This window comes from Variovorax sp. ISS6, assembly GCF_056523145.1.
The window spans coordinates 3,211,189-3,226,058 of the sequence record NZ_JAWRZC010000001.1; the positions used below are offsets into that span (position 1 = coordinate 3,211,189).

The 14,870-nt window shown below is 68.2% G+C and carries 12 protein-coding genes and 1 tRNA gene; 9 read left to right on the top strand and 4 right to left on the bottom strand.

Features of this window, described 5'->3' with window-relative positions:
- Nucleotides 1–65: 65 nt before the first annotated feature.
- Together efp and earP are read right to left on the bottom strand one after the other, a co-directional pair.
- Nucleotides 66–620, bottom strand: coding sequence for an elongation factor P (efp, locus tag AC1HIL_RS14600; protein ID WP_057590405.1), 555 nt, complete (start codon nt 618–620; stop codon nt 66–68).
- 172 nt (nt 621–792) lie between these two features.
- Nucleotides 793–1,896, bottom strand: a complete 1,104-nt coding sequence (gene earP / locus AC1HIL_RS14605; protein WP_479672077.1) for an elongation factor P maturation arginine rhamnosyltransferase EarP — start codon at nt 1,894–1,896, stop codon at nt 793–795.
- Nucleotides 1,897–1,992: 96 nt separating this feature from the next.
- Between earP and AC1HIL_RS14610 the strand changes: the two genes are divergently transcribed.
- A complete protein-coding gene (locus AC1HIL_RS14610) occupies nt 1,993–3,447 on the top strand; it encodes a M20/M25/M40 family metallo-hydrolase (protein WP_412179706.1) in 1,455 nt (484 codons plus the stop codon).
- Nucleotides 3,448–3,471: 24 nt separating this feature from the next.
- On the opposite strand, the gene ggt is transcribed toward AC1HIL_RS14610, so the two are convergent.
- Nucleotides 3,472–5,523: a gamma-glutamyltransferase gene (ggt, locus tag AC1HIL_RS14615; protein ID WP_296728305.1), complete on the bottom strand. Its 2,052-nt coding sequence runs from the start codon at nt 5,521–5,523 to the stop codon at nt 3,472–3,474.
- A 146-nt stretch (nt 5,524–5,669) separates the two neighbouring features.
- On the opposite strand from ggt, the gene uvrC reads away from it, so the two are divergent.
- From uvrC to AC1HIL_RS14630, 3 genes are all read left to right on the top strand, one after another.
- Entirely contained in the window at nt 5,670–7,655 is a 1,986-nt protein-coding gene (gene uvrC / locus AC1HIL_RS14620; protein WP_479672078.1) for an excinuclease ABC subunit UvrC, read from the top strand.
- 83 nt (nt 7,656–7,738) lie between these two features.
- The gene (pgsA, locus tag AC1HIL_RS14625; RefSeq protein ID WP_057590401.1) at nt 7,739–8,305 is read left to right on the top strand and encodes a CDP-diacylglycerol--glycerol-3-phosphate 3-phosphatidyltransferase; all 567 of its coding nucleotides are present in this window, start codon (nt 7,739–7,741) and stop codon (nt 8,303–8,305) included.
- The gene (locus AC1HIL_RS14630) at nt 8,302–9,186 is read left to right on the top strand and encodes a DMT family transporter (protein ID WP_057590400.1); all 885 of its coding nucleotides are present in this window, start codon (nt 8,302–8,304) and stop codon (nt 9,184–9,186) included. Before pgsA ends, AC1HIL_RS14630 begins: the two co-directional genes overlap by 4 nt.
- Before the next feature lie 18 nt (nt 9,187–9,204).
- Here the strand turns inward: AC1HIL_RS14630 and AC1HIL_RS14635 are convergent, their stop codons facing one another.
- A complete protein-coding gene (locus AC1HIL_RS14635) occupies nt 9,205–10,152 on the bottom strand; it encodes a LysR family transcriptional regulator (protein ID WP_479672079.1) in 948 nt (315 codons plus the stop codon).
- A 70-nt stretch (nt 10,153–10,222) separates the two neighbouring features.
- On the opposite strand from AC1HIL_RS14635, the gene AC1HIL_RS14640 reads away from it, so the two are divergent.
- From AC1HIL_RS14640 to AC1HIL_RS14660, 5 genes are all read left to right on the top strand, one after another.
- Entirely contained in the window at nt 10,223–11,137 is a 915-nt protein-coding gene (locus AC1HIL_RS14640) for an alpha/beta fold hydrolase (protein ID WP_479672080.1), read from the top strand.
- Complete coding sequence (locus AC1HIL_RS14645; RefSeq protein ID WP_261213634.1) at nt 11,134–12,219, top strand: tartrate dehydrogenase; 1,086 nt, start codon at nt 11,134–11,136, stop codon at nt 12,217–12,219. The genes AC1HIL_RS14640 and AC1HIL_RS14645 overlap by 4 nt, the downstream gene beginning before the upstream one ends.
- A gap of 232 nt (nt 12,220–12,451) precedes the next feature.
- Complete coding sequence (locus AC1HIL_RS14650) at nt 12,452–12,724, top strand: HU family DNA-binding protein (protein WP_007830705.1); 273 nt, start codon at nt 12,452–12,454, stop codon at nt 12,722–12,724.
- 38 nt (nt 12,725–12,762) lie between these two features.
- Nucleotides 12,763–12,838 (top strand) — tRNA-Val (locus tag AC1HIL_RS14655).
- Between the two features lie 76 nt (nt 12,839–12,914).
- Nucleotides 12,915–14,834, top strand: a complete 1,920-nt coding sequence (locus AC1HIL_RS14660; RefSeq protein WP_479672081.1) for a SurA N-terminal domain-containing protein — start codon at nt 12,915–12,917, stop codon at nt 14,832–14,834.
- Nucleotides 14,835–14,870 lie beyond the last annotated feature (36 nt).

Consider the following 14,870-nt stretch of genomic DNA (forward strand, 5'->3'; position numbering starts at 1 on the left):
GCGCAAAGACAAAAGGCTCCTTGCGGAGCCTCTTGCGGGTGGTGGTCAGCCGGGGAAAGCGTCGCTCAGACGCGCTTGCGGTATTCGCCGGTGCGCGTGTCGATTTCGATGCGGTCGCCTTGCGAGACGAACAGCGGCACGGGCACTTCGAAGCCGGTGGCGATCTTGGCGGGCTTGAGCACCTTGCCCGAGGTGTCGCCCTTGACGGCCGGCTCGGTCCAGGTGATTTCGCGCTCGACGCTGGTCGGCAGTTCGACCGAGATGGCCTTGCCGTCGTAGAACACCACTTCGACGGCCATGCCGTCTTCGAGGTAGTTCAGGGCGTCGCCCATGTTCTCGGCTTCGACTTCGTACTGGTTGTAGTCGGCGTCCATGCAGACATACATCGGGTCGGCGAAGTAGGAGTAGGTGCACTCCTTCTTGTCCAGCACGATCTGGTCGATCTTGTCGTCGGCCTTGAAGACCACTTCGGTGTTGAAGTTGGCGATCAGGCTCTTCATCTTCATGCGCACGGTGGCGCTGTTGCGGCCGCCGCGGCTGTATTCGGTCTTGAGCACGACCATCGGATCCTTGCCGTGCATGATGACGTTGCCGGCGCGGATTTCTTGAGCGATTTTCATATCAGGGTCTCTGGATGTAAGCCGCTCGGTGCGCGGGACTTCCAGAATCCGGGCAGGAGTGCCGGTTGGAAAAAGCCCCGCGGTACATGTCCCGCGGCAGGTTCAGCGGAGTGCATCTCGAACCCCCAGGAAGTTCCCAGGATCCGGGCCGAAATCCGCAAAGCCCGCTATTTTAGCTTTTTCCGGCGACGAAATGCTGCAGCTGGGTCACGAGATCGTCTTGCGCGAGCAGGCGCTCGCGCCCCTGGGTCACCGCAAGACGCCATTCCTCGCCGATGTCGGCCAGCGACAGGGCCGTGTTGCCGAAGCCGTTCCAGGCGTGGTGGAAGCGCCGCATCGAGGCCGGCGCTTCCAGCCAGTCGAGCCAGGCGTCGAGCTTCACGTGATGCGCGTCGTCGTCCTGCGCATAGATCTGCCAGACCAGCGGCGCGCCGGCCCAGAGGGCGCGCACCAGCGAGTCCTCGCCGCGCACGAAGTTCAGGTCGCAGGCCCAGAGCAGATGGTCGAAATCGGGCTGGTCGAGGTGCGGCAGGTATGAAATCGATAGCGCGCTCGCCTGGCCGGGAGCGCGTTCGAGCCATGGCGCGCTCGAAAGACAGGCCTCGACGGCCGCGGTCGCGCGGCCGGGTGTCACGAGCAGCCGGGTCGGCGTGCCCTCATCGGCCAGTTGGGCCAGCAGCGCGGCCAGGGCCGGCGGCTCGTAGCAGAACAGCGACACCAGCCGCTCGCCTTCGTTCCAGGGCAACTGCCGTCGAGCCAGCCAGGCAGCGCGATCGAAGGCCGCGCGCCGCCGCGCCAGGTCCGGTTCGCGCAGCAGGCCGCCGGTGGCCGGTGTGAAGCCTGGATAGAAGAAGCGCTTGGTGAGCCCGGCGCCCGGTTCCCTGAAGACCGGCGAGGGCAGGCCATGCAGCCGCTCCACATAGGGTTCGGCCGAGAGGTATTCGAGATTGATCCAGGCGCGCGGGGTGCCGTCGGCGGCCGAGGCTTCGGCGAAGCGCGCGATCAGTTCGGGCGCCGGGTCGCAGCCGAAGGCCTCGATCAGCACCCGCGGCGCCGGTTCGGCCGCGGCCGCGCTCACCGCGGCCGGGTCGCTCCAGTCGATCACGCGCACGCCCGCGCAGCCTTCCGGTGACATCCAGGCCAGCGCGCTGGCGTCGTCGACCCAGAGCCGCACCCGTTCGCCGAGAGCGGCGAGCTGGCGCGCGAGCCGCCAGCACACGCCGAGGTCCCCATGGTTGTCGATGACCTTGCAGAAGATGTCCCAGTCGCGTTGCATGGCCGCGAGTGTGCACCTTGTGCCTTTCTTCTGAATGGCTCTCGCGCGGGGCCGTCGCTATGCTGGCCGCGCACCACAACCACAAGGAGAGAGCGAATGAGCCTGAAGAAGATCCGCGCCCGACATCCCGGCGCCGCCTTGCCCGCGACCTCGCGACTGCGCAGCTTGCGCAGCGCGCTGGCCCTGTCCCTCGCGCTCGGCGGCCTCGCCACGGCGGGCGCCCAGACGCTCACGCCGCAGCAGCAGCGCTTCCGCGAGATCTACAAGGAACTCATCGAGATCAACACCACCCACTCGGTGGGCGACAACACGCAGGCCGCGCGCGCGATGGAAAAGCGCCTGGTCGAGTCGGGCTTCGCGCCCGCGGACATCCAGATCCTCGAACCCTTCCCCAAGAAGGGCAACCTCGTGATGCGCTTCAAGGGCGACGGATCGAAGAAGCCGTTGCTGCTGCTGGCCCACATCGACGTGGTCGAGGCCCGGCGCGAGGACTGGAAGACCGACCCGTTCAAGCTGCAGGAGTCGGGCGGCTACTTCACGGCGCGCGGCTCCATCGATGACAAGGCGATGGCCTCGGCGCTGGTGTCGGTGCTCGGGCAACTGAAACAGGAGGGCTTCAAGCCCCGCCGCGACATCATCCTCGCACTGACCGCCGACGAGGAGCGCGGCGATGCGCTGAGCAACGGCGCTTTCTGGCTCATCAACAACAAGCCCGAGCTGCTGCAGGCCGAGTTCGGCATCAACGAGGGCGGCGGCGGCGAACTGCGCAACGGCAAGCCGAACCTGCACCGGCTGCAGGTGGCCGAGAAGATGTACACCACCTACATGCTCGAGGCGCGCGACGTCGGTGGCCACAGCTCGGTACCGACCAAGAACAACCCGATCTACGCGCTGTCGGCCGGCCTGGAGCGGCTCGGCAACTACGCCTTCCCGATCAAGCTCGCCGACGTCACGAAGACCTATTTCGCGCGCAGCGCGCCCTTTGCCACCGGCCAGCTGGCCGAGGACATGCGCGCCATCGGCACCGGCAACCCCGATGCCGGCGTGCTCGAGCGCATGACGGCCAACCCGGCCTACAACGCCCAGCTGCGCACCACCTGCGTGGCGACCATGGTGCAGGCCGGCCACGCCGAGAACGCGCTGCCGCAGTCGGCCAAGGCCACGGTCAACTGCCGCATCCTGCCGCACGACGACCCCGACGAGGTCGAGCGCCTGCTGACCCAGGCCGTGGGCAACGACAAGATCGTGGTGCGCAACCTCGGCAAGCCGCTGCGCAGCCCGGCGTCGCCGCTGCAGGGCGACCTGGTGAAGACGGTGGAGCGGCTGACCGAGCAGATGTGGCCGGGCGTGCCGGTGATTCCCGCGATGAGCACGGGCGCCACCGACAGCCGCTTCCTGCGCAATGCCGGCATTCCGATGTACGGCGTGACCGGCATGTTCCTCGAGCCTTCGGATGCGCGCGCCCACGGGCTGGACGAGCGCATCGAGATCCAGCGGCTCTACGACGGGCGCGAGTTCCTCTACCGGCTGGTGAGCGAACTCGCGAAGTAGGCGCCGCCGGGTTTCGGACCCGGATCAGGGCGTGAAGGTATCGCCGAGCACGATGCCTTCGCGCCGCGGGTCGGCGCCACCCGTGAGCACTGGCTGGCCACCCACGTTGGTGCGGATGATGGTGCTGATGCCGCTGGACTGGGCGCCGAAGTTGACCGTGTGGCCGAGCGCGCGCAGGCCGGCGATCAGCGGGTCGTTGTTGCCCGAGTTCGAGGTGTCGATGGCGGGGTGTTCGCCGCCCACGTTGGTGGTCACGCTGTTGGTGGCACCGAAGTCGACCAGCGAGGTCGCCTGTTGCGCATCGAGGCCCCAGTCGAGCGCGCCGACCACGGTCTTCACCACGTACTGGATGATCGTGCCGCCGCCCGGCGAACCGGTGCCCATCACGAACTCGCCCATGCTGCCGTCGGTGTTCTTCTTGAACACCAACGTTGGCGCCATCGTGCTGCGCGGACGTTTGCCCGGGGCGACGCGGTTGGCGACCTTGATGCTCGGGTCGGTGGTGTCGTTCGGGTTGGCCGAGAAGTCGGTCAGCTGGTTGTTCAGCATGAAGCCCTGCGTCATGTGGAACGAGCCCAGCGTGCTCTCGACCGTGGTCGTCATCGTCACCACGTTGCCCTGCTTGTCGACCACGGTGAAGTGGGTGGTGCCGTGCTCCTCGGTCTTGTCGATGCCCAGCGGCACGCTGCCGAGGTCGCCGGCCGCGGCCACGCCCATGCTCCTGGACAGGCTGATCAGGCTGGCCCGCTTCTGCAGGTACGGCTTGTTGAGCATCGTGTCGGCCGAGCCGCCGGGCAGCGGGATGAAGTCGGTGTCGGCCACGTACTTGTCGCGGTCGGCGTAGGCCAGGCGTTCGGCCTCGCTCACCAGGTGCACGCCCATCACCGTCGGCTTGCCGCCCTCGATGTCGATGGAGGTCGGCTTGTAGAGACTCATGTTGAAGGTCTCGAGGATGCCGAGCGCCTGCACCACGGCGATGCCGCCCGAGGAGGGCGGCGACATGCTGCAGACGTAGTAGTCGCGGTAGGTGCCGCAGACGGGGTCGCGGCGCTTGGCGACGTAGCTGGCCATGTCGGCCATGGTCGTCACGCCGGGCGTGATGGCCGAGCCGTCGTTGGCCGCGGTGGTGATGCCGATCTTGTCGACGATCGCCTGCGCGATGGGGCCGGTGTAGAACGCGTTGGCGCCTTCGTTGGCGAGCGTGGTCAGCGTCTTGGCGTAGGCCGGGTTCTTGAGCCGGGTGCCCAGCGCCTTCGGCGTGCCGTCGGCGTTGAAGAAATAGGCCGTCGCGTCGGCGTCGCGCTTGAGGCTGGATGCCGACGAGGAGATCGCGGCCGCCATGCGGCCACCGATCGGGAAGCCGTCGGAGGCCAGCGTGATGCCGTAGCCGAACAGGTCCTTCCAGGGCAGCTTGCCATGGTCCTTGTAGGCGATGTCGAGCATGCGCACCGCGCCCGGCGTGCCGATCGAGCGGCCGCTGGCGCGTGCACTGGGCACGGGGGCTCCGCCGGCGGGATTGGTCTGCACGGCATAGCGCAGGTAGTTCTCGGTGGCCGCGGCGGGCGCCATCTCGCGTCCGTCGTAGGCCTGCACCTTCTTCGTCTTCGCGTCGTAGTGCAGCATGAAGGCGCCGCCACCCAGTCCGCTGGACTGCGGCTCGACCAGGCCCAGAACCGCCTGCACCGCGACCGCCGCGTCGACCGCGCTGCCGCCGGCCTTGAGGATGTCGCAGCCCGCGCGCGTGGCCAGCGGATGGTTGGCCACCACCATGTAGTTCTTTGCGTAGACCAGCTTGTGGCCGACCACGTAGCCCGAGGCCGGTTCGGGTGCCGCCGGATCGCCCGGATCGCCCGAGCCCACCGTCACCTGGGTGCCGCTGTCGCCGATCAGGCAGCCCTTGTCGGCTGCGGGCGGGGGCGGCGGGGGGGGATTGTTGGCCGCGTTGATGGCGGCGATCGTCGCGACCAGTGCTGCGTTGTCCTGTCCGCCGCCGCCACCGCCGCAGCCAGCCACCGTCAATGCCAGCGCCAGGGGCGAGAGCGCCCACCAGGCGCGCGACTGGATCTTCTTCGTCATGGAGAGAGTTTCCCGAGTAGTTGTGTTGAAACGAGACGGGCGCTCCTCGCGCCCGCATCCATCATGAGCACATTTCGTTCCAGCCACCTCGGGGTTTGCTCGCAGGTGCGCCATGACGTCGGTCGACGCGCGCCACAATAGCCGCCATGTCAGACGTGCATTCAGATCAACTGCTCAGCGAAGTGGCCGCCCTGCCGCAGCTGCCGGGCGTCTACCGCTACTTCGACGCGGCGGGCGCCGTGCTCTACGTGGGCAAGGCGCGCAACCTCAAGAAGCGGGTCGCCAACTACTTCCAGAAGAGCCACGGCGGCACGCGCATCGGCCACATGATCTCCAAGATCGCGCGCATGGAGACCACCGTGGTGCGCTCCGAGGCCGAGGCGCTGCTGCTCGAGAACAACCTCATCAAGACGCTCAAGCCGCGCTACAACATCCTGTTTCGCGACGACAAGAGCTATCCCTATCTCAAGATCGCCTCGCACCAGTTTCCGCGGCTGGCCTACTACCGTGGCGCGGTCGACAAGAAGCACCGCTACTTCGGGCCGTACCCGAGCGCCTGGGCCGTCAAGGAGTCGATCCAGCTGCTGCAGAAGGTGTTCAAGCTGCGCACCTGCGAGGACACGGTCTACGCCAACCGCACCCGGCCGTGCCTGCTCTACCAGATCAAGCGCTGCACCGGTCCCTGCGTGGGCCACATCTCGACCGAGGCCTATGCGCAGGACGTGGCGAGCGCCGAGGCCTTCCTGCGCGGCGACACGCAGCTCGTGCTCAGCAAGCTCGAGCAGCGCATGACCTCGCACGCCGAGAAGCTGGAGTTCGAGCAGGCCGCCGAGCTGCGCAACCAAATGTCGGCGATCTCGCGCGTGCTGCACCAGCAGTCGATCGAGATCGCCTCCGACAAGGACGTGGACATCCTCGCCGTCAAGGTGCAGGGCGGCAAGGCCTGCGTGAACCTGGCCATGGTGCGCGGCGGCCGTCACCTGGGCGACCGGGCCTACTTCCCGGTGCATGTCGAGGACGCCTCGCAGATGCACCACGGCGAGCTCGACAACGACGAAGGCGAGGGCGCGCCTTCCGCCGCCACCGATTCGGTGGAGGTGCAGGTGCTCGAGGCCTTCATCGCGCAGCACTACATCGACGTGCCGGTGCCGGCCACGCTGGTGCTCAGCGAAACCGTGGGCCGCGAACTGATCGAGGCGGTGTCGCTGCAGTCGGGCACGCGCGTGACGGCCGTGTTCCAGCCGCGCGAGCAGCGTCGCCACTGGCTCGAGATGGCCGAGAAGAATGCCAGCCTGCAGCTGGCGCGGCTGCTGGCCGAGGAGGGCTCGCAGCAGGCCCGCACCCGCGCGCTGGCCGATGCGCTGGAGCTCGCGAGCGAGGACCTCGACAACTTCCGCGTCGAGTGCTTCGACATCTCGCACACCGCGGGCGAGGCCACGCAGGCCTCGTGCGTGGTGTTCGAGCACCATGCGATGCAGAACAAGGAATACCGCCGCTACAACATCGACGGCATCACGCCCGGCGACGACTATGCGGCGATGCGCCAGGTGCTGCACCGGCGCTACGGCAAGCTGGCCGAGGCGATGGCCGCCGAGACCGAGGCGCTGCCGCCCGGCGATGCCGAGAGCGAAGGCGCCGAGGGCGTCCAGGGTGCGGCGGCGCCGGCGCGGGCCCGGGGCGCGCGCATGCCGGAGCTGGTGCTGGTCGACGGCGGCAAGGGCCAGGTGTCGATGGCGCGCGAGGTGTTCAGCGAGCTCGGCCTGCCGCTGTCGCTGATCGTCGGCGTCGAGAAGGGCGAGGGCCGCAAGGTCGGCCTCGAGGAACTGGTGTTCGCCGACGGCCGCGAGAAGGTCTACCTGGGCAAGGATTCGGCGGCGCTGATGCTGGTGGCCCAGATCCGCGACGAGGCGCACCGCTTCGCCATCACCGGCATGCGCGCCAAGCGCGCCAAGGTGCGCGTGGGCGGCAGCCAGCTCGAGGACATCCCGGGCATCGGCCCGAAGCGCCGGGCCCGGCTGCTGCAGCGCTTCGGCGGCATCCGCGGCGTGGCGGCGGCGAGCGTGGAGGACATCGCCTCGGTCGAAGGCATCGCCTTCGACCTGGCCGAGGAAATCTACCGTGCGCTGCACTGAACATGCCGGCGCGGGAACGGGGCGCCGGCACGGCTTTGCCCCCGTTCTCGAATCCATCGTTTTCGCGTGACACAATCGAGCGCATGTTCTGGACCCTGCCGACCATCATGACCTGGACGCGCATCGTCGCGATCCCCCTGATCGTCGGTGTGTTCTACCTGCCGATCGCCGACCCGATGCGCAACGTGATCGCCACGGTCATGTTCATAGTGTTCGCGGCCACCGACTGGCTCGACGGCTTCCTGGCGCGCAAGCTCAACCAGACCTCGGCCTTCGGCGCCTTCCTCGATCCGGTGGCCGACAAGTTCCTGGTCTGCGCCTCGCTGCTGGTGCTGGTGCACCTGAACCGGGCCGACGTGTTCGTGGCGCTGATCATCATCGGCCGCGAGATCGCGATCTCGGCGCTGCGCGAATGGATGGCCCAGATCGGCGCCAGCAAGAGCGTGGCGGTGCACATGATCGGCAAGGTCAAGACGACGGTGCAGATGGTGGCGATCCCGTTCCTGCTCTACGACGGGCAGCTGTTCGGCTTCATCGACACCGGCCTGTGGGGCCAGTGGCTGATCTGGGTCTCGGCCGTGCTCACCGTGTGGTCGATGGTCTATTACCTGCAAAAGGCCATTCCCGAGATCCGGGCCCGGGCCAAATGAGCGCCGCCTCGGCCCGCGAGGTGGGCTGGTTGCGGGCCATGCCGGCGGTCTTCGTGCTGATCTGGAGCACGGGCTTCATCGTCGCGCGCTACGGCATGCCGCATGCGCCGCCCTTCAAGTTCCTGGCCGTGCGCTTCGTGCTCTCGTTCCTCTGCTTCGGCCTGTGGGTCGCGCTGGCGCGCGTGGCGTGGCCTTCGACCCGGGCGCAGTGGGGTCACCTCGCGGTCACGGGCATCCTGATGCAGGCCGGCTACCTCGGTGGCGTCTGGGCCGCGGTGCGCGCAGGCATGGGCTCGGGGCTGGTCGCGCTGCTGGTCGGCATCCAGCCGGTGCTGACCGCGATCTGGATGTCCTTCAACGGCGGGCGCGTGTCGCCGCGGCAATGGCTGGGTCTGGCGCTGGGCTTCGCGGGGCTGGTGCTGGTCGTGTGGCGCAAGCTGGGCGATGGCTCGGAGGTCAATGCCGCGACCATGAGCCTCGCGCTCATGGCGCTGGTGTCGATCACCGCGGGCACGCTCTATCAGAAGCGCTTCGTCGCACCCTGCGACGTGCGCAGCGCCAGCGCGGTGCAGATGGCGGCGGCCGTGGTCGCCACCCTGCCGTTCGCGCTGCTCGAGCCCGAGGCCATCGCGTGGAATGCGCATTCGATCGGCGCGATGGCCTGGTCGGTGCTCGCGCTCTCGCTGGGTGGCAGCTCGCTGCTCTATATATTGATCCAGCGTGGCACCGCGACCGCGGTCACGAGCCTGCTCTACCTGGTGCCGCCTTGCACCGCCCTCATGGCCTGGCTGCTGTTCCGCGAGCAGATCACGCCGGCCACGCTGCTGGGCACCGCGCTCACGGCGGTGGGTGTGAGCCTGGTGGTGCGCGCGGCCCGCTGAAGCGCGCGGGGCCTTCGCCTAGCGCGCTGGCTTCCAGGGTTCGCCGCGAAAGCGCTCTGCCAGATGGTCGACCAAGAGCCGCACCCGCCGCGGCGTCTTCGGCCGCCAGGGCGCGATCCAGTGGATGTCGGCATCGGGCATCGCGTACTGCGGCAGCACCCGCACCAGCGCGCCCGAAGCCAGTTGCGGCGCGATGTCCCAGAGGCTGCGCAGCATGATCCCGTGGCCCGCCAGGCACCAGTCGCGCACCATCTCGCCCGAGTTGCTCGACAGCGGGCCCTGCACCCGCACGCGCGCCGTGCTGCCGTCGCGGCCATGCCGCAGCGACCACAGCGCGTATTCCTGCCGGTGGATCTCGCCGTTCTCGCGCGCGACCAGGCAGTCGTGCGCAGCCAGCGCATCGACGCTGGCCGGCGTGCCGCGGCGCGCGAGGTAGGAGGGCGCGGCCGCCAGCACGCGCTGGTTGCGCGCGATGCGGCGCGAGACCCAGTCCGAGGCATGGCGCTGCTGCACCGCCCAGAGCCACAGCGCGCCGTCGTAGCCTTCGGCGCCGAGGTCGGGCAGGCGTTCGGTCAGTTGCAGCTCGATGCGCAGGCCCGGATGGCCGGCCTGGAATTCCGCGAGCGCGGGGCCGAGCCAGCGTCGGCCGAAGCCGAAGGTGGCGGCCAGCCGCACCGCGCCCGTGAGTTCGTTCTGGCGCTCGCCGAGTTCGCCCTCGAGCGCGGCGAAGCCTTCGAGCAGATGCTTCGCATGCCGGCACACGGCCTCGCCCTCGGCCGTGACGCTGAGCCGCCGCGTGGTGCGGTCGAACAGTCGCTGGCCCAGCCGTGCCTCGAGCGCGCCGAGCCGCTTGGTGACCACCGAGGGCACGACGTCGAGCGCGCCGGCCGCGCCCGCGAGGCTGCCGTGTTCGCGGATGGCGAGCGCCAATGCCAGGTCGGCGCGCTCCAGTGCCAATGAATTCATGCCAGAACGGAAAGTATGAATTGGCCGATTGTTGCTTGATGGACCGGGGTGCGCAACGCACAATCGCCGCGTGACCGCCTCTTTCCTCGACTTTCCCGTCTTCGACATCGAACGCGATGGCGTGCGCGTGCATGGCCGCATCGGCGGCCGCGGCGCACCCTTGCTGCTGCTGCACGGGCATCCGCAGACGCACGCCATCTGGCACCGCGTCGCGCCCGCGCTGGCCGAGCGCTTCACCGTGGTCGCGATCGACCTGCGCGGCTACGGCGATTCGGGCCGGCCCGCGGCCGATGCCGCGCACGCGAACCACAGCAAGCGCGCGATGGCGCTCGATGCGCTCGCGGCGATGCGCCATCACGGCTTCGAGCGCTTCGGCGTGCTCGCGCACGACCGCGGCGCGCGCGTGGCGCACCGGCTCGCGGCCGACCATCCGTCCGCCGTCGAGCGCATGCTGCTGCTCGACATCGCGCCCACGCTCGCCATGTACGAGCACACGTCGGAAGCCTTCGCTCGCGCCTACTGGCACTGGTTCTTCCTGATCCAGCCGCCGCCGCTGCCCGAGGCGCTGATCGCCTCCGATCCGGTGCGCTACGTGCGCAGCGTGATGGGCGGGCGTCACGCGGGGCTCGCGCCCTTCGCGCCCGAGGTGCTCGCGGAGTACGAGCGCTGCGCGGCCATCCCGGGCAGCGCCGAATCCATCTGCGAGGACTACCGCGCCTCGGCCGGCATCGACCTCGAGCACGACCGCGCCGACATCGCCGCGGGCGCGCGGCTCGCGATGCCGCTGCGCGTGCTGTGGGGCGCGCACGGCGTGGTCGGACGCGCCTTCGACGTGCTGGCACTGTGGCGCGAGCGCGCCGACCGGATCGACGGGCATGCGCTGCCCTGCGGCCACTATGTTCCCGAGGAGGCGCCGGGCGAACTGCTCGCCGAGGCACTCGACTTCTTTGCACCGCTCATCCCATCGGAAGGACCCAGACCATGACCACCCACAGAATCGCAGTGATCGCCGGCGACGGCATCGGCAAGGAAACCACGCCCGAGGGCGTGCGCGTGCTCGATGCGGCGGCGCGCAAGTTCGGCATCGACCTGAAGTTCGACCACTTCGACTTCTCGAGCTGGGACTACTGCGAGAAGCACGGCAAGATGCTGCCCGACGACTGGAAGGACCAGATCGGCGGCCATGACGCCATCTTCTTCGGCGCGGTCGGCTGGCCCGAGAAGATCGCCGACCACATCTCGCTGTGGGGCTCGCTGCTGCTGTTCCGCCGCGAGTTCGACCAGTACATCAACCTGCGCCCCGCGCGCCTCATGCCCGGCATCGTCGCGCCCGTGGTGCGCCGCGACGGCTCGCCGCGCCAGCCCGGCGAGATCGACATGTACATCGTGCGCGAGAACACCGAGGGCGAGTACTCGAGCATCGGCGGGCGCATGTACGAAGGCACGCCGCGCGAGATCGTGGTGCAGGAGACCGTGATGTCGCGCCTGGGCGTGGACCGCGTGCTCAAGTTCGCGTTCGAGCTCGCGCAGTCGCGGCCGAAGAAGCACCTGACCAGCGCCACCAAGTCGAACGGCATCTCGATCACCATGCCCTACTGGGACGAGCGCGTGGCCGAGATGGCGAAGGCCTATCCGGGCGTGACGCTCGACAAGTTCCACATCGACATCCTCACCGCCCACTTCGTGCAGCGGCCCGACTTCTTCGACGTGGTGGTGGCGAGCAATCTGTTCGGCGACATCCTGTCCGACCTCGGGCCGGCCTGCACCGGCACCATCGGCATCGCGCCGAGCGCCAACCTCAACCCCGAGCGCACCACGCCCTCGCTGTTCGAACCGGTGCACGGCTCGGCGCCCGACATCGCGGGCAAAGGCATCGCCAACCCGATCGGCCAGATCTGGTGCGGCGCGATGATGCTGGAATTTCTCGGCCACAAGGACGCGCACGACGCGATCCTCTCGACCATCGAGAAGGTGCTCGCGCCCGGAAGCGGTGCGCCGCGCACGCCCGATATCGGTGGCACGGCGAGCACCAGCGACCTCGGAAAAGCGATCGCCGAAGCCTTGTGAGACGGCCTGAGCCCGGTCGAAAAAAGGTCTTCGCGAAACGCCCCTAGAATCGCGCGCTCCGCTGCGCCGCACGGGCTGATGTCGTATTGACACCCCGCAGGCCAGTGGTTGTAATCCCCGATGGCAGCGCGCTGCCGGGGCGTCAGGCCTGCCAAGCTTCCGCGTCGCACCACGTCGCGACCGACTCGCCAGCCGACGAAAGCCGACCAACTTTTTTCTACAAGGGGCCCTTGTGAACAAGACCGAACTGATTGAGCACATCGCAAAGAACGCCGATATTTCCAAAGCAGCCGCCACGCGCGCGCTCGAATCCACCATCGGCGCCATTCGTACCACGCTCAAGAAGGGCGGCTCCGTGTCGCTCGTCGGTTTCGGCACTTTTGCAGTCGGTAAACGTGCGGCGCGTACGGGTCGCAATCCGCGCACCGGCGACGCGATTAAAATCAAGGCCGCCAAGATTCCGAAGTTCCGTCCCGGCAAGGCCCTCAAGGACGCGTTGAACTAAGTCGACGACGAGAACTCGGAAGAAAAGTATTCCCGGTGGGGTGCTTAGCTCAGCTGGTAGAGCGGCGCCCTTACAAGGCGTAGGTCGGGGGTTCGAGCCCCTCAGCACCCACCACCACCCGATGCAAAGGCGAACAACGGTTCGCCTTTTTTATTGCCGTCCGACAGCCAACGCCTGAGAGTGTCCAAGCATGTTTGATTTCTTCCGCAAGTACAACAAGATCATGATGATTATCTTGTTCTTGCTGATCATCCCGTCGTTCGTGCTGTTCGGCGTCGAGCGCTACCAGGGCTTCTCCAAGGACGAGGCCGTCGCGCATGTCGATGGCAGCAGCATCACGCGGCCCGAATGGGATGCGCAGCATCGCGTGGAAACCGACCGCATCCGCCAGCAGTCGCCCAACGTCGATCCGCTGGTGCTCGACTCCGATGCGCTGCGCTATGCCACGCTCGAGAAGATGGTTCGCGACCGCGTGCTGACGGTGGCGGCCAACAAGGCCAACATGACGGTGTCCGAAGAGCGTCTCTCGCGCATCTTCGCGCAGGACCCGGGCCTCGCGACCTTCCGTACGCCCGAGGGCAAGTTCGACCGCGACGCCTTCCAGCGCGTGACCGGCCGCACGCCCGAGCAGTACGAAGCCTCGATGCGCGCCGAGCTCGCCACGCAGCAACTGCTGCTGGGCGTGTCGGGCACCACCTTCACGCCGCCCGCGCTGGCGGCCGCCACCATCAACGCCTTCTACGAGCAGCGCGAGATCCAGGTGTCGCGCTTCGCGCCCGAGGGCTTCGCGTCCAAGGTCACGGTCAGCGATGCCGACATCGAGACCTACTACAAGGACCACGCGGCGCAGTTCCAGGCGCCCGAGCAGGCAAGCATCGAATACCTGCTGCTCGACCTCGAGGCGGCCAAGAAGAACGTGACGGTCAACGAGGCCGAGCTCAAGAGCTACTACGAGCAGAACACCGCGCGCTTCGGCACCAAGGAAGAACGCCGCGCGAGCCACATCCTGATCACCGCGGCCGCCAGCGCGCCGGCCGCCGATCGCGCCAAGGCGAAGGCCAAGGCCGAGCAACTGCTGGCCGATGTGCGCAAGGCACCCAACACCTTCGCCGATGTCGCGCGCAAGAACTCGCAGGACCCGGGCTCGGCCGAGAAGGGCGGCGACCTCGACTTCGTCACGCGCGGCGCGATGGTCAAGCCTTTCGAAGATGCGATGTTCGCCCTGAAGAAGGGCGAGATCAGCAACGTCGTCGAAACCGAGTTCGGCTATCACATCATTCGCCTGGACGACATCAAGCCGGCCGTGGTGCCGCCGTTCGAGCAGGTGCGCGCCACCCTCGAGAACGACTACCGTGCCCAGCAGGCCACGCAGGAATTCGCCAAGGCCGCCGAGACCTTCACCGATACGGTGTACCAGCAGCCCGAGAGCCTGAAGCCGGCCGCCGAGAAGCTCAAGCTCACGATCCAGACCGCGAACAACATCGGCCGCACGGCCGCGCCGGGTGCCACCGGACCGCTCGCGAGCCGCAACTTCCTGAGCGCGCTGTTCTCTCCCGATTCGCTGAGCCGCAAGCAGAACACCGAAGCGATCGAGGTCGGCACCAACCAGCTCGCCTCGGGCCGCGTGACCCAGTATTCGGCCGCGCACCCGATTCCGCTGGCCGATGTGAAAGACAAGATCCGCGCGCAGCTCGTCACCGAGCGCGCGGCGGCCCTCGCCAAGACCGAGGGCGAGGCCAAGCTCGCGGCCTGGACCACGAAGGCCGATGGCGCCAATTTCGCGGCGCCCGTCACCGTGTCGCGCACCGATGCGAAGGCACAGCCGGGCGTGGTGGTCGAGGCCGCGTTGCGCGCCGACGCCGGCAAGCTGCCGACCCTGGTCGGCGTCGACCTCGGCACGCAGGGCTATGCCGTGGTGCGCGTGACCAAGGCCGTGCCGCGCACCGCGCCGACGGCGGAAGTCGCGAAGCAGGAGAACGCGCAGGTCGGCCAGTCGATCGCTGCCGCCGAAGACGCCGCCTACTACAACCTGCTGAAGGACCGCTACAAGGCCGAGATCCTGGTGCCGCGTCCCGCGACCGACGGACTGCCGTTCGCCGGCGCACGTTGATCGAACGCGCCGCGAGGCGCCTTCCACCCCTTCGCG